The organism is Streptomyces azureus (assembly GCF_001270025.1).
Classification (GTDB): Bacteria; Actinomycetota; Actinomycetes; order Streptomycetales; family Streptomycetaceae; genus Streptomyces; species Streptomyces azureus.
The window spans coordinates 70,323-89,007 of record NZ_DF968198.1; the positions used below are offsets into that span (position 1 = coordinate 70,323).

The window sequence follows — 18,685 nt, forward strand, 5'->3', positions numbered from 1 at the left end:
GTCCCGTGTACGGCCTTTCGCATCGTTCGCTCAGAGCGAACCGCCCGTCGCGCCCCGCCTGCCCCATTCGACCTGCGGTCCGTCGAACTGAGCGGCCGCGTGCCGGGCGGGTCGGGCCGCGGGGCCGAGGACGAAGACGTCCTGAGCGCCGTCGAGCACTCCGCCCGAGGGATCGTCGTCCCCGGACCGGCGGACCGGATCCCGCTCCGGCATGAGGATGTCACGCACGACCGTGACGCACAGATACAGCGTGCCCAGCAGGTGCAGGCCGATGGCCCAGTGGTAGCCGTCGGTGGGCAGCCCCTTGTGGGCGTCTCCGCTGGTCGTGTACGCGAGGTACATCCAGATCCCCAGGAAGTAAGCCACCTCGCAGGCCTGCCAGATCAGGAAGTCCCGCCACTTCGGCCGGGCCAGGGCGGCCAGGGGCACCAGCCACAGGACGTACTGCGGCGAGTAGACCTTGTTGGTGAGGATGAACGCCGCGACGATCAGGAAGGCGAGCTGGGCGAACCTCGGGCGGCGCGGAGCGGTCAGCGCGAGCACCGCGACTCCCGCGCAGCACACCAGCATCAGCAGCGTGGCGAGTGTGTTGACGGTGTCGGTGCTGAGCGGGTCGTCCGAGTTCTGAGCCATGATCAGCCAGAAGGAGCCGAAGTCGACGCCCCGTTCCTGGCTGAACGTGTAGAACTTCGACCAGCCCTCGAACGCGAAGAGCATCACCGGCCCGTTCACGACGACCCAGGCGACGATCGCACCGCCCACAGCCGCCCCGAACTCACGCCACTTGCCCGCGCGCCAGCACAGCACCAGCAGCGGCCCGAGGATCAGGAAGGGATACAGCTTGGCGGCCGTGGCGAGTCCCAGCAGGACTCCGAAGGCGAGGGAGCGGCCGCGCGACCACATCAGCATCGCCGCGGCCGTCAGGGCCACCGCGAGCAGGTCCCAGTTGATGGTCGCCGTCAGCGCGGCGGCAGGCGCCAGGGCGACGAGCAGGCCGTCCCAGGGACGCCGGGCATGGGTGCGGGTCACGCAGACGGCGATGACCGACGCACACGCCATCAGCATCCCGGCGTTGACCATCCAGTACCACTGCTCCTGGTCCTGGATGGTGCCGCTGCCGGGCGTGAGCCAGGAGGCGACCTCCATGAAGACGCCGGTGAGCACCGGGTACTCCAGGTACTGCATGTCACCGGGGAGCTTGTCGAAGTACGGCACGAGCCCGTCGGCGAAGCCACGCCCCTGGTAGAGGTGCGGGATGTCCGAGTAACACGCGTGCGTGTACTGGGAGCTGGCCCCGAAGAACCAGGCGCCGTTGTAGCAGGGCGCCTTCTGGACCAGGCCGAGGGCGAACATGCCGATCGCCACCAGCGCGATCACCCGCACGGGAGTCCACCTGGACGCCCCGAGCAGGGCACGCCGCCCGAGCGGGCCGCCGATCAGCTCGCTGCCGGCCGCGGCGACCTCGTCCTCCTGGGTCGGCCGCACCGGGCCCGGCTCGTGGACGCTCGCTTGCGTCGATTCTGCACTGGCCATGCCGCACATCCTGCCGTACGCGTCTGTCCATACGCCGAGGGCCGCCACACCGGGTAGGTGCGGCGGCCCCTGTTTCACGTGAAACGCCTTCGCGTTTCACGTGAAACACCCAAGCCGGGCGATCGGTGGGCTATCCGGCGGGGCCTCCGAAGAAGCCGCCGTTGCCGTTTCCTCTGGTGTTGCCGCCGTCCTCGCTCGTATCGCTCGGCGAGGGCGAGGGCGACACGTCTCCGCCTGTACTGCCGCCGTTCTCCGTACCGCCGTCGTTCTCACAGCCGAAGAACCCACAGGTGTCACTCGGCGAGGGCGACGGAAGCGTCGGGGTCTCGCTGGGCGTGGCGCTCGGCGACGAGGACGGGGTTTCGCTGGGCGTAATGCTCGGGGTCGGGGTCGGAGTCGGAGCACCCACCGCGTCCTGGATCTTGCCGATCGTCTCGGGATCCGGGAAGCCGAGGTCGGGCTTGCCTTTCAGCGCGGCCTTCATGTACTCGGTCCACACCAGCGTGGGGACGTCACCGCCGTGAATGGACTCCTCACCCGCCGTGCCGTTCATGGAGAGCAGCTTGGCGCTCTTGGGGTCCTCACGGAACATGGCGATTGAGGTCGACAGCTGCTTGGTGTAACCGACGAACCAGGCCGACTTGTTCTCGTCCGTCGTACCGGTCTTGCCGGCCGCCGTACGCCCCAGGGACAGGGCGTTCTTACCCGTACCGTTCTGGATGACGTTCTCCAGAACGTTCGTGACGTTGTTCGCCACGTTCTCGGGCATCGCCCGCGTGACCCTCGGCTTCTCGAACCCTTCGATCTCCTTACCGTTGAACTTGACGCTGGTCACCGAGTACGGGGCGGCCTGCTTGCCTGCGGCGGCGAACGTCGCGTAGGCGTCGGCCATGCGGATCGCGCTGGGGGTCGACGTACCGAGCGCGAACGACGGATTGAGCTCCTGCACCATGCTCTGGTCCAGGATCCCGGATCGCTTGGCGACTTCCCGCACCCGCGCCATGCCCACATCCACGCCGAGCTGCACGAACGGCGTGTTGACGGACTGCTCCATCGCCTTGCGCAGGGTGATGTAGCCCCACGGGTGGTCGCTCTCGTTCTGCTGCCGGAAAATCGAGTTGTCCTTGCGCAGGTAATAGGAGCCGTCCGGCTTCCTGACCTTCAGGTCGTCGTTGCCGTTGTACTTGCTCAGCGGCGAGACACCGACTCCGTCGCTCCGATAGGTGCCGTACTCCATCGCGGCGGCGAGCACGAACGGCTTCCACGTCGACCCGACGGGGACACCCGAGGTGTCCGCGTTGTTGTTGAAGTGGCCCTTCTCGTAGCCCGCACCGCCGTAGAGCGCGACGATCGCGCCGTCATTGGGCTTCACCGACGCCGCACCGAACTGGACGTGCTTGTCCAGCTCACGCTTCTCCGGGTCCAGCTTTTCCTTCTCGACCTTCTTCACGGCCTTGGCCAGCGCCTCGACCTTGGCCTTCTCGAAGGTCGTCCTGATCTGGTAGCCGCCCCGGTCGAAGTCCTGCTCCGTGATGTTGGAGTTGTTCAGGACGTACTTCTTGGCCGTGTCCACCAGGTAGCTGATCTGGCCGCTCATGCCCTTGGTCGCCTTGCGGCCCTGCGGCTCGGGGTACCTCTTGATCGCCTCCTGATACTGGGCGTCCGTGAGCTTCTTGTCGTTGTGCATCTGCTGGAGGATCCAGCCCCAGCGCTGCTCGGAGCGCTTGCGGTTGGCTTCGGCGCTCGCCGAAGGGTCGAGGCTCTTGTTTCCCGCGGGGTCGAAGTACGTCGGGCCCTTGAGCAGCGCGGCGAGGAAGGCGCACTCACTCGGCTTGAGATCTTCCGCGTTCTTGCCGTAGTACGTCTGGGCGGCGGCCTGGATGCCGTAGGCGCCACGCCCGTAGTACGAAGTGTTGAGGTACCCCTGGAGAATCTCGTCCTTGGTGAGCTTCGTGCCCACCTTGATCGAGATGAACATCTCCTTGAACTTACGGGTGATCGTCTGTTCCTGGCTCAGGTACGTGTTCTTGACGAACTGCTGGGTGATCGTCGAGCCGCCCTGGGTGTCGCCGCCCCGGGCCATGTTCGCCAAGGCGCGGGCGATGCCCATGGGGTCGACGCCCGAGTCCTTGTAGAAGGTCTTGTTCTCGGCCGAGATCACCGCCTGCCGCATGGCCGGAGGGATCCGCTCGATCGTGACGTTCTGCCGGTTCTGGCCGCTGCCCGTCGCGACCATCTGATTGCCGTTCGACCAGTAGTAGACGTTGTTCTGCGACAGGGCCGCCGCGTTCTCCTCGTTGGGGACGCCCACCATGGCGTAACCGATGCCCGCCACGGCCACCAGGCTGCCGAAGAAGCCGATGCACAGACCGGAGACGAGCTTCCAGGACGGCAGCCAGCGCTGCCAGCCGTATTTGCCGGCCCGCGGATAGTCGATCAGCCGCTTCCTGTCTGAGACGGCAGCCGCGCGCCCTCGGCCCCGCCCGGGACCCGCAGGGCCGCCCGGGGCGGCGCGGCGGCCACCACGGCTCGGTTCGGCCGCTCTGCGGCGGCCGCCTCCGGTGCTTCTCTGCGCCGCACGCCGGGCCTCGGCACGGCCGCCGTACGTACGCTCCTCACCCCCCGCGTCATAGGAGCCCGACCCATAGGAGTCGGACGGAGACCCTGTGGCGCCTCGCGGGGCCGCGCGGCGGCCGGAGGACGAGCCGGACTGGCCGCGTCGGGCCGCGGCACGTCCGCCTCCCTGCGGCTGCGGCGGTTTGCGACGGTGCTCGCTCATCGAACGACTACTCCTCGGGCAGGCGCACCCTTGCGCGCCTGGAAACGGCGGCTGGTTTCCGGTCCCCCCGAAGTACGGATGCGGTCGGCTCCGCATTCATCGGTCCCGCATGCACCCGTACTACACCGAAGACGACGACGCTCTCAGGCGTCACTTGGTTCCCGGTGATGTGCATGGCGCACAGACTACGCACCGCCAAAACCTGCCGAGGCCTGAACTTCACCTCAAATCAGGCAACTCGTGTCCGATGAATCGGTGATGTGATCCCGTTCACCACACCCCCTCTTGTCGCATCCGGAAGGCCGTTCTATCGTCGTGATGTATCGAGTCGATACATCAGCGCGACACATCGGGCCGACACATCGGACTGACACATCGGTCCGAGACCTAGGACCGAGACCTCGGATCAAGACATCGGGTACCGCGGCAGAGAGGAGGCGACGATGAGCCGGCGTTCCGGAATCCTCGAGTTCGCCGTACTCGGCCTGCTCCGCGAATCTCCGATGCACGGCTATGAGCTGCGCAAACGACTCAACACGTCACTGGGTGTGTTCCGTGCGTTCAGCTACGGGACGCTCTACCCCTGCCTCAAGACACTGGTCGCCAACGGCTGGCTGATCGAGGAGCCGGGGAACGACACCGAGGCCGCTCACCTCACCGGCCGCCGCGCCAAGATCGTCTACCGGTTGACGGCGGAAGGCAAGGAGCACTTCGAGCAGCTGCTCTCGCAGACCGGGCCCGACGCGTACGAGGACGAGACATTCGCCGCCCGTTTCGCTTTCTTCGGGCAAACCTCACGCGACGTGCGCATGCGCGTGCTGGAGGGCCGCCGCAGCCGGCTGGAGGAGCGCCTGGAGAAGATGCGCCTCTCCCTGGCCCGGACCCGGGAGCGCCTCGACGACTACACGCTTGAGCTCCAGCGCCACGGGATGGAGTCCGTGGAGCGCGAAGTGCGCTGGCTGAACGAGCTCATCGAGAGCGAGCGGGCGGGACGGGACCTGAAGGGCCCCGCCTCCGGGGAGCCCGCTTCGCGTGACACCACATCTGGAGCGTCGGGCGGCCTGCCCCGGCCGGGGGACGACCCCCGTCCGGATACGCCCGACGACACCGCCACGTGAGAGCCCATTGAAGGGCCTCACTCGTACACACAGGGAGCAACCGGAATGGGTTCGGTTCGCGTAGCCATCGTCGGTGTGGGCAACTGCGCCGCATCGCTGGTGCAGGGAGTCGAGTACTACAAGGACGCCGACCCGGCGTCCAAGGTGCCGGGCCTGATGCACGTCCAGTTCGGCGACTACCACGTCCGCGACGTCGACTTCGTCGCCGCGTTCGACGTGGACGCCAAGAAGGTCGGTCTCGACCTGGCGGACGCCATCGGCGCCTCCGAGAACAACACCATCAAGATCTGCGACGTACCCAGCACCGGCGTGACGGTGCAGCGCGGCCACACCCTCGACGGCCTCGGCAAGTACTACCGGGAGACCATTGAGGAGTCCGCCGAGGAGCCGGTCGACATCGTCCAGGTCCTCAAGGACAAGCAGGTCGACGTCCTTGTCTGCTACCTGCCTGTCGGCTCCGAGGACGCGGCGAAGTTCTACGCCCAGTGCGCCATCGACGCCAAGGTCGCCTTCGTCAACGCCCTCCCGGTCTTCATCGCCGGCACCAAGGAGTGGGCGGACAAGTTCACCGAGGCGGGCGTCCCGATCGTCGGTGACGACATCAAGTCCCAGGTCGGCGCCACCATCACGCACCGGGTCATGGCGAAGCTGTTCGAGGACCGGGGCGTCGTCCTGGACCGCACGATGCAGCTGAACGTCGGCGGCAACATGGACTTCAAGAACATGCTGGAGCGCGACCGCCTGGAGTCCAAGAAGATCTCCAAGACACAGGCCGTCACCTCCCAGATCCGCGACCGCGACATGGGCGCGGACAACGTCCACATCGGCCCGTCCGACTACGTGGCCTGGCTCGACGACCGCAAGTGGGCCTACGTCCGCCTGGAGGGCCGCGCGTTCGGTGACGTCCCGCTGAACCTGGAGTACAAGCTGGAGGTCTGGGACTCCCCGAACTCCGCCGGCGTCATCATCGACGCCCTGCGCGCCGCGAAGATCGCCAAGGACCGCGGCATCGGCGGCCCCGTGCTCTCCGCGTCGAGCTACTTCATGAAGTCCCCGCCGGTCCAGTACTACGACGACGAGGCCCGCGAGAACGTCGAGAAGTTCATCAAGGGTGAGGTCGAGCGCTGACGCGCCGCAACTGATCGCTCCTGCCAGGGCTGGGAGGGTCCCCGGGTCGTACGACCCGGGGACCCTCTCCGTATGTGAGGCTGGGCCCCATGGCCGTCGTCCGTGACCTGCGCGTCCTGTTGCGCTTCCAGGGCTTCCGGCGCCTGCTCGGCGTGCGCCTGCTCTCCCAGGGCGCCGACGGCGTCTACCAGGTCGCGCTCGCCGCGTACGTGGTCTTCTCGCCGGAGAAGCAGACCTCGGCGGCCGCGGTCGCCTCCGCCATGGCGGTGCTGCTGCTCCCGTACTCCCTTGTCGGCCCTTTCGCCGGTGTCCTGCTGGACCGCTGGCGGCGCCGCCAGGTCCTGCTGTACGGCAGCCTGCTGCGCGCCCTGCTGGCTGCCGCCACGGCTCTGCTGATACTCAGTCCGGCTCCGGACTGGCTTTTCTACGTCTCCGCCCTGTGCGTCACCGCCGTCAACCGTTTCGTCCTCTCCGGCCTGTCCGCCGCGCTGCCCCGCGTGGTCGACGCCGAGCGCCTCGTCATCGCCAACTCTCTCTCCCCGACCGCCGGGACGCTGGCGGCGACCGCGGGCGGCGGTATCGCCTTCGTCGTCCGCTTGTTCGTGGCGGACTCCGATGCCGCCGTGGTGCTCGTGGGAGCCGTGCTGTATCTGTGCGCCGCCCTGGCGTCACTCAGCATGGCGCGGGAACTCCTGGGCCCCGACCGGAACTTGGTGGGCGAGCGGATCGGTGCGGCTCTCAGGGGCACCGTTCGCGACCTGGTGGCGGGGGTACGTCACCTGGCCGCGCCGCAGCGCCGGGAAGCGGCCTGGGCGCTCGTGGCGATGGCGCTGATGCGCTTCTGCTACGGCGCCCTGCTGGTGATGCTGCTGATGCTCTGCCGGTACGCGCTCACCACGACCACGGACGACGGACTCGCCCTGCTGGGGCTGGCGTTGGGCGTCTCCGGCGCCGGTTTCTTCGCGGCGGCGGTGGTGACGCCCTGGACCGCCGGACGGCTCGGGCCGGGCCGCTGGATCGTCGTGTGCGCGGGTGCCGCTGCCCTCCTGGAGCCCGCTTTGGGACTGCCGTTCGCCACTGCCCCTCTGCTGGCTGCGGCCTTCGTCCTGGGTCTGACCACTCAGGGGGCGAAGATCGCCACGGACACAATCGTCCAGTCCTCCGTCGAGGACGGCTTCCGTGGCCGGATCTTCTCGGTCTACGACGTCCTTTTCAACGTCGCTTTCGTCGGTGCCGCCGCTGTCGCCGCCCTGATGCTGCCGCCGGACGGCCGATCCGTGCCGCTGGTGATCACGATCGCCGTTATCTACGCGGCAGTAGCTATGACTATGGGCCGGTTTGGCCGCCAGTAAGTGTCACATCAATGACACAGAGCCACATCCGACAACTGCGCTGTCAGTGGGGACCGATAACTCACGTGGGTCTTATCTCGCGACATGTTCGCGTCACTCACCCATGTTCAAGCGGGACCCCCTAGTGACTACTCCGCCGCCCCAGGGCAACCCGTTCGCATAGGGCCAGCCCGTGGGTCAGCCCCAGGCCCCGTACCCGCCGCAGGGGGGCTACCCCCAGCAGCCCGGCCAGCCTGGCTTCCCGCCCCAGGGTGCGGCTCCTTATGCGCCGGTTCCGCCGCAGCCGACCGGTCGCAAGCTCAGCTTCAAGACCATCAAGAACATCGCCATCGTCATCGCCGTGGCGAGCATTGCCGTCGGCGGCTACATAACCAGCCGGGACGACGCCAAGACGGCGGCCGTCGGCGACTGCATGCACCGTGGCAGCACCAACGACAACAACCCGGACCTCGAAGTTGTCGAGTGCAGTGATGCGAAGGCTCGGTTCGTGGTGCTGGCCAAGATCGAGGGCGCATACCTCACGCAGACAATGGCGTCGAGCAAGTGTGCGGCCGAAGCCAAGGGCTTCCAGTACACGTACACCGAGAGCGGTGACGGCAAGGACTTCCTGCTCTGCCTGAAGGAGAAGAAGTAAGACAGATACAGGGAGGGGCGGTGTTTCACGTGAAACACCGCCCCTCGATCCGTCTCCCGGGGTCATGTTTCACGTGAAACATGACCCCGTTTTCACAGCCTCAGCCCTCCTGCTCGGCCCACCACTCCTTGAGCGCGGCCACTGCGGAGTCGCGCTCCATCGGCCCGTTCTCCAGGCGCAGCTCCAGCATGTGCTTGTACGCGCGGCCGATGACCGGGCCGGGACCGACACCGAGGATTTCCATGATCTGGTTGCCGTCGAGGTCCGGGCGGATCGAGTCCAGCTCCTCCTGCTCCTGAAGCTTGGCGATCCGCTCCTCCAGACCGTCGTACGCACGCGACAGGGCCGCCGCCTTGCGCTTGTTGCGCGTAGTGCAGTCCGAGCGGGTCAGCTTGTGGAGGCGGTCGAGAAGCGGGCCGGCGTCACGGACGTAGCGGCGGACCGCCGAGTCCGTCCACTCGCCGGTGCCGTAGCCGTGGAAGCGCAGGTGAAGTTCGACCAGACGTGAGACGTCCTTCACCAACTCGTTGGAGTACTTCAGCGCCGTCATGCGCTTCTTGGTCATCTTTGCCCCGACCACCTCGTGGTGGTGGAACGAGACCCGGCCGTCCTTCTCGAAGCGACGCGTGCGGGGCTTGCCGATGTCATGCAGCAGGGCGGCCAGACGGAGGGTCAGGTCGGGACCGTCGTCCTCCAGCGCCATCGCCTGCTCCAGGACGATCAGCGTGTGGTCGTAGACGTCCTTGTGCCGGTGGTGCTCGTCACGCTCCAGGCGCAGGGCCGGCAGCTCGGGCAGCACGCGGTCGGCGAGGCCCGTCTCGACGAGCAGCGACAGGCCCTTGCGCGGGTGCGGCGACAGGATCAGCTTGTTCAGCTCGTCCCGCACCCGCTCGGCCGAGACGATCTCGATACGCCCGGCCATCTCGTGCATCGCCGCGACCACCTCGGGGGCGACCTCGAAGTCGAGCTGAGCCGCGAATCGCGCGGCCCGCATCATCCGCAGCGGATCGTCCGAGAAGGACTCCTCCGGGGTGCCAGGAGTACGCAGCACACGCGACGCGAGGTCCTCGAGCCCGCCGTGCGGATCGATGAACTCCTTCGCCGGCAGCGCGACGGCCATGGCGTTCACCGTGAAGTCGCGGCGGACGAGGTCCTCCTCGATGGAGTCGCCGTACGACACCTCGGGCTTGCGCGAGGTCCGGTCGTACGCCTCCGACCGGTAGGTGGTCACCTCGATCTGAAAGTGTCGATCAGCGTCTCCGACGCGGGCGCTTTTCTGCGCTCCGACCGTACCGAAGGCGATCCCCACCTCCCAGAGGGCATCCGCCCACGGGCGCATGATCTTGAGTACGTCCTGGGGGCGGGCGTCGGTCGTGAAGTCCAGGTCATTGCCGAGCCGGCCCAGCAACGCGTCCCGGACCGAGCCGCCGACCAGGGCAAGTGAGAACCCGGCCTCCTGGAAGCGGCGGGCAAGGTCGTCGGCGACAGGCTCGACCCGCAGCAGTTCACTCACCGCGCGGTTCTGCACCTGGCTCAGGGCACTGGGCATCTCTTCGTTGGCGTTCGGCACAACAGAAGAGGGTACGTGGCCCGGACGCCCCCGAGCCCCCCTATTCCGCGTGCAGACACGTCCGTCAATACGCGCACAAAGGATGCCCTTGCCCTGTAGAAAACCACTGTCTGCCATACGGCGACATTCCGGACAGCACGGCGTCGGGCCGCGATCTTGTGGAGCGGACCGCGGCACTTCCCCTCAGCGCGCATCGTTACCATGCGTGGACGCACATTCCGACGACCACTGACGACGACGAGGGACGGGCGAGCGCGTGGCCGAGGCGGCAGACTTCCAGGGGACCAGTGCCTCACCTGCCCGCCGGTGGCTACGGCGCACCGGGACACTGCTCGCCAGCGCGCCCCTGCTGGCCGGACTCCTCCAGCTGCCCGCCGCGACGCCGGCGGACGCATCCGGGCAGGAGTCCCCGCAGGCTGCCTCCGGCGCGGGCTCGGTGTCCGTCGCTGTCGACTCGCTCACCCCCAGCGCCCCCACCGAGGGGGACACGGTGAGCGTGACGGGCACGGTGACCAACAACGGCAAGCAGCCGGTCACCGACGCCCACGTCGACCTGCGGGTGGGGCCCTCGCTCGAGACCCGCTCGTCCATCGACGCCCTCGCCAAGAAGAGCGACGACGTCCAGGGCCCCGCCGGTGAGGCGGTCGGCGGCAAGTACACCGAGAAGTTCTCCAAGCTGACCCCCGGCGTCGCGGAGCCCTTCAACATCTCCGTGCCGGTCGACGAGCTGGACCTCGGCCAGGACGGCGTCTACCAGGTGGCCGTCGCGCTCTCCGGTGAGACAGCCGCGCAGCCCTGGGACCAGGTTCTCGGCATCCAGCGCACGTTCCTGCCGTGGCAGCCGGAGGAGGCCGGCACCAAGACGAAGACCACGTTCCTGTGGCCGCTCGTCTCCGACGTCCACATGACGGCCGAGACGGGGTCGAACGAGCAGCAGACGCCGGTCTTCAGCAACGACGACCTCGCCGAGGAGATCTCCCCAGGCGGCCGCCTCGACCAGATGGTGTCGCTGGGCAAGAGTCTCGACCTCACCTGGGTGATCGACCCGGACCTGCTGGCGTCTGTCGACGCGATGACGAAGAACTACCAGGTCAGGGGCGAGGACGGCACCACCACCTCCGGCCGGAGCCAGGCGGTCGCCAAGCAGTGGCTCTCCGAGCTCCAGCAGGCGGTGGCGGGCAAGGAGGTCGTCGCCCTGCCGTTCGGCGATCCGGACCTGGCCTCCCTCGCCCACAACGGCACGAGCGTCACGGGCTCGCTGAGCCACCTCAAGGAGGCCACCGACGCCGTCGACAACACGGTGCCGACGATCCTCCACATGAAACCGTCCACGGACTTCGCCTGGCCCGTGGACGGCGCCGTCGACCCGTCGATCATGAAGGTCGCGACCTCCGCGGGCGCCGACAAGGTGATCGCCCGCAGCGACAGCCTCCAGGACAATCTGTCGTACACGCCCTCCGCGGCCCGGCCCATCGGCGGCGGCACCACGGCGGTCGTCGCGGACGCCAGGATGTCCACTGCGTTCCAGGGCGACCTGACGCAGGCCTCCGCGTCCACGCTCGCCGTGCAGCGTTTCCTGGCGCAGAGCCTGACGCTCGGCCTCCAGACCGGCAAGCAGCGCAGCGTCGTCGTCGCCCCGCAGCGCACGCCCTCCGTGAGCCAGGCGCAGGCGATGGCCGAGGCGCTGGGGGCTCTCCAGGGCGGGAACTGGTCCGAGTCAGAGGACCTCACGGCCGCCGCCAAGGCCAAGCCGGACCCGGCGGCCAACAGGAAGGTGCCGCCCGCCTCCGCATACCCCCCCTCGCTGAGCAAGCAGGAGCTGCCGCGAGCCGCTTTCGAGCAGATCGCGAAGACACAGAAGAACCTCGACAACTTCAAGGTGATCCTGACCGACCAGTCCCGGGTGGTCACCCCCTTCGGGCGAGCCATGAACCGCGAGATGTCCACGTCGTGGCGTGGCCGGGGCGTCGCGGCGTTGGGATACCGCGACGACGTCAAGTCCTACCTCGACGGGCTGATCGACGGAGTGAAGCTGATCAAGAAGTCGGAGACCAAGCTCTCCGGCCGCAGCGCCACGATCCCGGTGACCGTCCAGAACAACCTGGTCCAGGGCGTCGAGCACCTGAAGCTGCGGCTCACGTCCCAGAACCCGACGCGACTGAAGATCGGCGGCAACGCCTACGAGGAGCAGCGGGTCGCCGTGAACGGCGGGCACAGCCAGTCGGTGAAGTTCACCACGTCCGCCAACGCCAACGGGCGGGCGAAGGTCGAGGCCCAGCTGTACACGGAGGACGGCCAGACGTACGGCGAGCCCGTCACCTTCGACGTGAAGGTCACCGAGGTCACGCCCACCGTGATGCTGGTCATCGGCGGCGGCGTCCTGCTCCTGGTCCTCGCCGGCTTCCGTATGTACACCCAGCGCAAGCGCGCCGCCGCCCGCGAGGCCGCCGAGGACACCGCCGGGGAGGCGGACGACGACGTCGACAACCCGGTCGGCGCTCCCCAGAACCCAGAAGCCCCGGGCGACCGTCTCAAGGAGGAGTCCGGGGCCGGCTCGCGGGCAGACGCCCCGCAGCAGCCGAGTGACCCGGCCCCGGACACCGCAGCGGAAAGCGCCGACCCGCCCGGCACGGGTGAGAGAGTGGACCGTTGAGATGTCGTGGCCGGTGGGCCCGGGACGATGAGGTGGGGTAACCATGAACGCGCCGTACGACGGTGACCACGGCCGTGGCGTGGGCAGCTCGGGCTACCCCGAGTCGGGCGAGCCCGAGGGCCCGCCGCCCGAGCACGGCCAGGTGCCGCCGCAGCCGCCCGCGGACATGTACCTCCAGGACGCCTACGCCCAGGACCCCTACCGGGCACAGGACCTCTCCGCCCAGGACCCGGTCGCCGAGGCGCGCTACGACCGCGCCGCGCACCCCCCGCCCCCGCCGGGCACGTACGAGCCGCAGCAGCAGCTGTACGCCCAGCCGCCGCAGTCGCCGTACGCGCCCGACCCCCGGGTGTGGGCGCAGACGCCCCCGCCGGAGCCGGAGGGACCGACGCGGCACCTGCCGTACGGCGACGAAGCCCGGACCACCCAGTTCGTAGGCGTGGACGACCTCGTCTCCCAGGCGGGCGAGCCGCGCCAGGAGCCGGACGCGTTCGCGCACCTCTTCCGGGACCAGCAGCAGGGAAGCGGCCACCCGTCCTATGAGTCCCCGTCGGTCCCCGGCCCGTCCCCGGCCCCGGGGCAGATGGCGCAAGGGCAGTACGCGGCGCAGAGCCCGTACGCGGCGGGCCAGTACCCGGCTCCCGGCGAGACCGTGGCGACGCCGGCAGTGGACGACACCGCCGCCCCGGAGCCCGCTGCCCCGCCCGCGCCGAAAAAGGGCGGCCGCGCCGCCGGCCTGCTGAAATCCAGCGCCGTGATGGCGGCGGGCACGCTGGTCTCTCGCCTCACCGGCTTCATCCGCTCCGCTCTGATCGTGTCGGCCATCGGCGTCGGCTTCCTCGGTGACACCTTCCAGGTCGCCTACCAGCTGCCGACGATGATCTACATCCTCACCGTCGGCGGCGGCCTCAACTCCGTCTTCGTTCCGCAGCTCGTCCGCGCCATGAAGGACGACGAGGACGGCGGCGAGGCGTACGCCAACCGCCTGCTGACCCTCGTCATGGTGGCGCTCGGCGCACTCACCGCGCTGGGGATCGTCGGCGCGCCGCTCCTGATCCGCGTGATGTCCCCCTCGATCGCCAGCGACCCCGCGGCGAACCAGGTCGCCATCACCTTCGTCCAGTACTTCCTGCCCTCGATCTTCTTCATGGGCGTCCACGTGGTGATGGGTCAGATCCTCAACGCCCGCGGGAAGTTCGGCGCGATGATGTGGACCCCGGTCCTGAACAACATCGTCATCATCGTGACGCTGGGCATGTTCATCTACGTCTACGGCACCGCCGCCGACTCCAAGATGAATGTCACGACCATCCCGCCGGAGGGCCAGCGCCTCCTCGGCGTCGGTGTGCTGCTCGGCCTCGTGGTCCAGGCGCTGGCGATGATCCCCTACCTGCGCGAGACCGGCTTCCGGCTGCGGCTGCGCTTCGACTGGAAGGGTCAGGGCCTCGGCAAGGCCGTCACGCTCGCCAAGTGGACGGTTCTGTTCGTCCTCGCCAACCAGGCGGGCGCCATGGTCGTCGTCTGGCTGTCCACCGCGGCGGGCAAGGCCTCGCCCGTCGACGGCACCGGCCTCTCTGCCTACTCCAACGCACAGCTGATCTGGGGCCTGCCGCAGGCCATCATCACGGTCTCCCTCATGGCCGCCCTGCTGCCGCGCCTGGCACGCTCGGCGGCCGAGGGTGACGGCGGCGCCGTCCGCGACGACATCTCCCAGGGCCTGCGCAACACGGCGGTCGCCATCGTGCCGATCGCGTTCGGCTTCCTCTCGCTCGGCATCCCCATGTGCACGCTGATGTTCGGCTCCTCGGGCACCAGCGAGGCCACCAACATGGGCTTCATGCTGATGGCGTTCGGTCTCGGCCTGATTCCGTACTCCGTGCAGTACGTCGTCCTGCGCGCCTTCTACGCCTACGAGGACACCCGAACTCCCTTCTACAACACGGTCATCGTGGCCGCGGTCAACGCGGGCGCCTCGGCGGTCTGCTACTTCGTCATCCCGTCGCGCTGGGCTGTGGTCGGCATGGCCGCCTCGTACGGCCTGGCCTACGCGATCGGCGTCGGCGTCGCCTGGCGCCGCCTGCGCAAGCGGCTGGGCGGGGACCTCGACGGCGCCCGTGTCCTGCGGACCTACGCCCGGCTGTGTATCGCGTCGATCCCGGCAGCCCTGCTCAGCGGCGCGGCCTGCTACGGCATCGGCCGCACGCTCGGCCAGGGCGTCGTGGGCTCGCTCGCCGCGGTGCTGGCGGGTGGTGCCGTTCTGCTCGTGATCTTCTTCATCGCCGCCCGGCGCATGCGCATCGAGGAACTCAACTCGCTGGTCGGCATGGTCCGCGGACGGCTGGGACGCTGAGTCGGGGGGGGGAGGCGCACAACCATCGTCAGCCACCGCGTGTCGTGCATAGCGGCGGACTGTGGGCACAATTGGTTTCGGCGTCGGACGGCGTACAACGGATGCCGGACGGCGCGCAATGGATGGGGAGGCAGGAACGACGGTGGCGGAACGGAGTACGGCTGCCGTCGACGTGGCAGACAACAGCGACGAGAAGTCGCTGACCGCACAGGCGGACCAGTCCACGGCCGACGGGGTGGCCAAGAACCGGGAGCGGGACACGGACAGCGACGAGGTACAGGAGAACACCCGGACCGACAGTTCCGGGAAGACCTCGCCGCCTGAACTGCACAGTGGTCACAAACTCGCCAGACGCTACCGCCTCGAGGAGTGCGTCACCCGTCTGGACGGTTTCAGCAGTTGGCGTGCCGTGGACGAGAAGCTCCGCCGTGCCGTCGGCGTGCACATCCTGCCCGCGGACCACTCACGGGCCCGGTCCGTCCTGGCCGCCGCCCGCTCCTCCGCCCTGCTGGGCGACCCGCGCTTCGTCCAGGTGCTGGACGCCGTGGAGGAGAACGACCTCGTCTACGTCGTCCACGAGTGGCTTCCGGACGCGACGGAACTGACCACGCTCCTCGCCTCCGGGCCGCTGGAGCCGTACGACGCCTTCCAGATGGTCAGCCAGGTCTCCTCCGCCATGGCCGCCGCCCATCGCGAGGGTCTCGCCCATCTGCGGCTGAACCCCAACGCCGTTCTGCGTGCCTCGACCGGCCAGTGGCGCATCCGCGGACTCGCGGTGAACGCCGCGCTGCGGGGCGTCGCGTCCGACACCCCGCAGCGCACCGACACCGAGGCCATCGGCGCTCTGCTGTACGCGGCGCTCACTCAGCGCTGGCCGTACGAGAGCGATGCCTACGGGCTGTCCGGCCTGCCGAAGGACATCGGCCTGATCGCGCCCGACCAGGTGCGTGCCGGTGTGCACCGCGGCCTCTCCGAACTCTCCATGCGCGCGCTCGTCAACGACGGCGCCACCGCCTCCCGGCACGAGTCGCCGTGCACCACTCCGGAGGAGCTGGTGAAGGCGATCGGCGAGATGCCCCGCATCCGCCCGCCGGAGCCGACGTTCACCGCCCCGCCCGAGTACCAGCGCACGTCGTACCAGCAGGGCACGTACGGCCGCCAGGCCCCGCGCCCCGGTGCCACCCAGCCGATCACGACCCCGCCGCCCCCGTTGCAGAGCCGCACGGGCAAGGCCCTGAAGTGGGCCGTGTCCGCGCTCCTCATCGCCGCCCTGGGCCTCGGGAGCTGGCAGCTGGCGGACGCGCTCATGGACCAGGGAGGCAAGAACGAGGACCCGGGCCAGACGCAGACGAACGACGGGAACGACAAGAGCCCCAAGAAGCCGGCGAGCGGCAAGCCCATCACCATCAGCGGTGCCCGCGACTTCGATCCCTTCGGCGGCGATCAGACGGAGAAGCCTTCCGACGTTGGGAAGGTCTACGACAGCAGCACCGCCACGTACTGGCAGACGGACTTCTACCTCAGCGCGGACTTCGGGCGCCTGAAGCCGGGTGTCGGCATAATCCTCGACCTCGGCAAGACCCAGCAGGTCGGGAAGGTGACGGTCACCTTCGTCGGCAACACCTCTGTCGAGCTCCGCAGCGCGAGCGCGGACGCAGGCTCGGAGCCGACGTCTTTCGACGCCTACACCAAGGTCGCCGAGGGCACCGGAACGACGGTACAACTCAAGCCCGGCAAGTCCCTCAAGAGCCGCTATCTCCTGGTGTGGCTGACCGAGCTGCCCATACAGGCGGACGACGGCAAGTGGCGCGGCCGTGTGGCGGACATCAAGGTGACCAGCTGACGGCATCTGCCTCGAGGAAGGAGGCCGATGGCAGACGGCACCGGGTACGACGGAGTGAGTGATCAGGACCTCCTCGCCCGCCACGTGGAAGGCGACCCCGACGCCTTCGGTGAGATCGTGCGGCGGCATCGCGATCGTCTCTGGGCCGTGGCCCTGCGGACACTGGGAGACCGCGAGGAGGCCGCTGACGCGGTGCAGGACGCCCTCGTTTCCGCCTACCGGGCCGCCCATACCTTCCGGGGCCAGTCGGCCGTCACGACCTGGCTGCACAGGATCACGGTGAACGCCTGCCTGGACCGCGCCCGCAAGGTCGCCTCCCGGAAGACCTCTCCCGTCGACGACACCGAACGCCTGGAGCAGCTGCTGGAGCCACACGAGTCGGCTTCGGCGCCCGCCGAGCGCAATGATCTCCACCGCCAGCTCATCGAAGCCCTGGGGACCTTGCCGGCCGACCAGCGCGCGGCGCTCGTCCTGGTGGACATGCAGGGCTACCCGGTCGCGGAGGCGGCCCGCATCCTCGACGTGCCCACCGGCACGGTGAAGAGCCGATGCGCGCGCGGCAGAGCCAGACTCCTGCCGCTGCTGACTCATCTACGGCCGGACAGCAACGGTGAGAGCAAGAAGCCGCGCGAGGAGCGGAACCGGACGCAGGGGCCAGCCGTCCCACCCGCAGCGGGACCGCGCCGAGCGGAACCACCGGACACAGGACCGAGCGACCCAGCGGCAGTGAAGGGCGGAGGTGGACGAGCGTGACATCGACGACAGACATGGCCGGGCACCCGGACGTCGCGGAGATCTCCGACCTGGCCGAGGGCCTCCTCCCACCGTCCCAGAGCACCGACGTACGCCGGCACCTAGACGGGTGCGAGCTCTGCGCGGACGTCTACGCGTCCCTGGAGGAGATCCGGGGACTGCTCGGCACGCTGCCGGGTCCGCCGCACATGCCCGCCGATGTCGCAGGCCGCATCGATGCCGCCCTCGCCGCCGAGGCTCTGCTGAACGCCACGGGGCCGGAGGCAGCAGAGAGCCAGACGCCGGTGAGTGCTCCTCGTTCCACGTCCCAAGACGACAGCGGTGCGCATGTTTCACGTGAAACATCGACGCTCGCCGACCGGCCCGCCGGGCGCCCCCGCTCTTCCACCACCGGCCCGGGGCGCAAGGACCGCACGCGGAACGGGCGTCGCAGGATCGCCGTCCTGGGGACCGTCTTCACCGTCGCCGCCTTGGGACTGGGCTCCGTCCTGGTGTCGTCACTGGGCGACGGCAAGCCCTCGGATGACACGGCGGGTGGACAGCAGACCGCCCCCGCGGACACCTTCTCCGAGGGGAAACTCGAGAAGCAGGTCACCGATCTCCTGACCGAGAACCAGAGCAAGAAGGGCGGCTCCCGCACTCCCTTCGGCGCGGCGACCGCCCCCGGCACCGACCATCCCCAGGTCTACAAGGCGCCCACAGTGCCCGGCTGCGTCCGCGACGGCATCGGGCGCAAGGACACAGCCCTTGCTGTCGAGAACGGCAGGTATCAGGGGAAGAAGGCCATGCTGGTGTTGCTCCCCGACGCATCCGACCCCACGCGGGTCAGTGCCTACATCGTCGACGCGACCTGTGTGGATCACTCGGCGGCGACCGCCGCGGGCAAGGTCCTTCTGCAGCGCTCTTACCCGTCCGCCTGAGGTACGTCTTCGTCTTCATCGCGCGCGGAACCCGGCACAGGACCGCATCTCC

Annotated in this window: 12 protein-coding genes; 9 read left to right on the forward strand and 3 right to left on the reverse strand. The window is 68.8% G+C overall.

The genetic code is table 11. The annotated features are described in order from the left end of the window. Positions 1-30: 30 nt before the first annotated feature. Together AOQ53_RS03125 and AOQ53_RS03130 are read right to left on the reverse strand one after the other, a co-directional pair. Positions 31-1,542, reverse strand: a complete 1,512-nt coding sequence (locus tag AOQ53_RS03125; protein WP_059414760.1) for a glycosyltransferase family 87 protein — start codon at positions 1,540-1,542, stop codon at positions 31-33. Between the two features lie 121 nt (positions 1,543-1,663). Then, a complete protein-coding gene (locus AOQ53_RS03130) occupies positions 1,664-4,312 on the reverse strand; it encodes a transglycosylase domain-containing protein (protein ID WP_236711538.1) in 2,649 nt (882 codons plus the stop codon). Between the two features lie 443 nt (positions 4,313-4,755). Between AOQ53_RS03130 and AOQ53_RS03135 the strand changes: the two genes are divergently transcribed. The 4 genes from AOQ53_RS03135 (at position 4,756) to AOQ53_RS03150 (ending at position 8,544) form a co-directional block, all read left to right on the forward strand. Then, on the forward strand, positions 4,756-5,430 hold the full coding sequence (locus tag AOQ53_RS03135; RefSeq protein ID WP_059414762.1) for a PadR family transcriptional regulator: 675 nt from the start codon (positions 4,756-4,758) through the stop codon (positions 5,428-5,430). Between the two features lie 45 nt (positions 5,431-5,475). Then, a complete protein-coding gene (locus AOQ53_RS03140) occupies positions 5,476-6,558 on the forward strand; it encodes an inositol-3-phosphate synthase (protein WP_059414764.1) in 1,083 nt (360 codons plus the stop codon). Positions 6,559-6,647: 89 nt separating this feature from the next. Further along, complete coding sequence (locus AOQ53_RS03145; RefSeq protein ID WP_059414766.1) at positions 6,648-7,910, forward strand: MFS transporter; 1,263 nt, start codon at positions 6,648-6,650, stop codon at positions 7,908-7,910. A 172-nt stretch (positions 7,911-8,082) separates the two neighbouring features. Next, on the forward strand, positions 8,083-8,544 hold the full coding sequence (locus AOQ53_RS03150) for a DUF1720 domain-containing protein (protein ID WP_236711539.1): 462 nt from the start codon (positions 8,083-8,085) through the stop codon (positions 8,542-8,544). A gap of 100 nt (positions 8,545-8,644) precedes the next feature. Here the strand turns inward: AOQ53_RS03150 and AOQ53_RS03155 are convergent, their stop codons facing one another. Then, positions 8,645-10,114, reverse strand: a complete 1,470-nt coding sequence (locus AOQ53_RS03155) for a CCA tRNA nucleotidyltransferase (protein WP_059414768.1) — start codon at positions 10,112-10,114, stop codon at positions 8,645-8,647. Between the two features lie 256 nt (positions 10,115-10,370). Here AOQ53_RS03155 and AOQ53_RS03160 point away from each other — a divergent pair, with 256 nt between their 5' ends. The 5 genes from AOQ53_RS03160 to AOQ53_RS03180 all read left to right on the forward strand — a co-directional run bounded on the left by AOQ53_RS03160 (position 10,371) and on the right by AOQ53_RS03180 (position 18,633). Continuing rightward, positions 10,371-12,767 carry a DUF6049 family protein gene (locus AOQ53_RS03160; protein ID WP_059414770.1) on the forward strand — a complete coding sequence of 799 codons (2,397 nt, stop codon included), beginning with the start codon at positions 10,371-10,373 and terminating at the stop codon, positions 12,765-12,767. A 43-nt stretch (positions 12,768-12,810) separates the two neighbouring features. Next, positions 12,811-15,117: a murein biosynthesis integral membrane protein MurJ gene (murJ, locus tag AOQ53_RS03165; protein WP_059414772.1), complete on the forward strand. Its 2,307-nt coding sequence runs from the start codon at positions 12,811-12,813 to the stop codon at positions 15,115-15,117. Between the two features lie 142 nt (positions 15,118-15,259). Further along, positions 15,260-16,960: a protein kinase family protein gene (locus tag AOQ53_RS03170; protein ID WP_059414773.1), complete on the forward strand. Its 1,701-nt coding sequence runs from the start codon at positions 15,260-15,262 to the stop codon at positions 16,958-16,960. Between the two features lie 27 nt (positions 16,961-16,987). After that, the gene (gene sigM, locus AOQ53_RS03175; RefSeq protein ID WP_059414775.1) at positions 16,988-17,713 is read left to right on the forward strand and encodes an RNA polymerase sigma factor SigM; all 726 of its coding nucleotides are present in this window, start codon (positions 16,988-16,990) and stop codon (positions 17,711-17,713) included. After that, on the forward strand, positions 17,710-18,633 hold the full coding sequence (locus AOQ53_RS03180; RefSeq protein ID WP_059414777.1) for an anti-sigma factor family protein: 924 nt from the start codon (positions 17,710-17,712) through the stop codon (positions 18,631-18,633). Before sigM ends, AOQ53_RS03180 begins: the two co-directional genes overlap by 4 nt. Positions 18,634-18,685 lie beyond the last annotated feature (52 nt).

What these genes read in the sequence shown, in the direction of transcription:
- AOQ53_RS03125 (WP_059414760.1), bottom strand. Translation starts at nt 1,542, where the DNA reads ATGTGCGGCATGGCCAGTGCAGAATCGACGCAAGCGAGCGTCCACGAG.
- AOQ53_RS03130 (WP_236711538.1), bottom strand. Translation starts at nt 4,312, where the DNA reads ATGAGCGAGCACCGTCGCAAACCGCCGCAGCCGCAGGGAGGCGGACGT.
- sigM (WP_059414775.1), top strand. Translation starts at nt 16,988, where the DNA reads ATGGCAGACGGCACCGGGTACGACGGAGTGAGTGATCAGGACCTCCTC.
- murJ (WP_059414772.1), top strand. Translation starts at nt 12,811, where the DNA reads ATGAACGCGCCGTACGACGGTGACCACGGCCGTGGCGTGGGCAGCTCG.
- AOQ53_RS03145 (WP_059414766.1), top strand. Translation starts at nt 6,648, where the DNA reads ATGGCCGTCGTCCGTGACCTGCGCGTCCTGTTGCGCTTCCAGGGCTTC.
- AOQ53_RS03140 (WP_059414764.1), top strand. Translation starts at nt 5,476, where the DNA reads ATGGGTTCGGTTCGCGTAGCCATCGTCGGTGTGGGCAACTGCGCCGCA.
- AOQ53_RS03135 (WP_059414762.1), top strand. Translation starts at nt 4,756, where the DNA reads ATGAGCCGGCGTTCCGGAATCCTCGAGTTCGCCGTACTCGGCCTGCTC.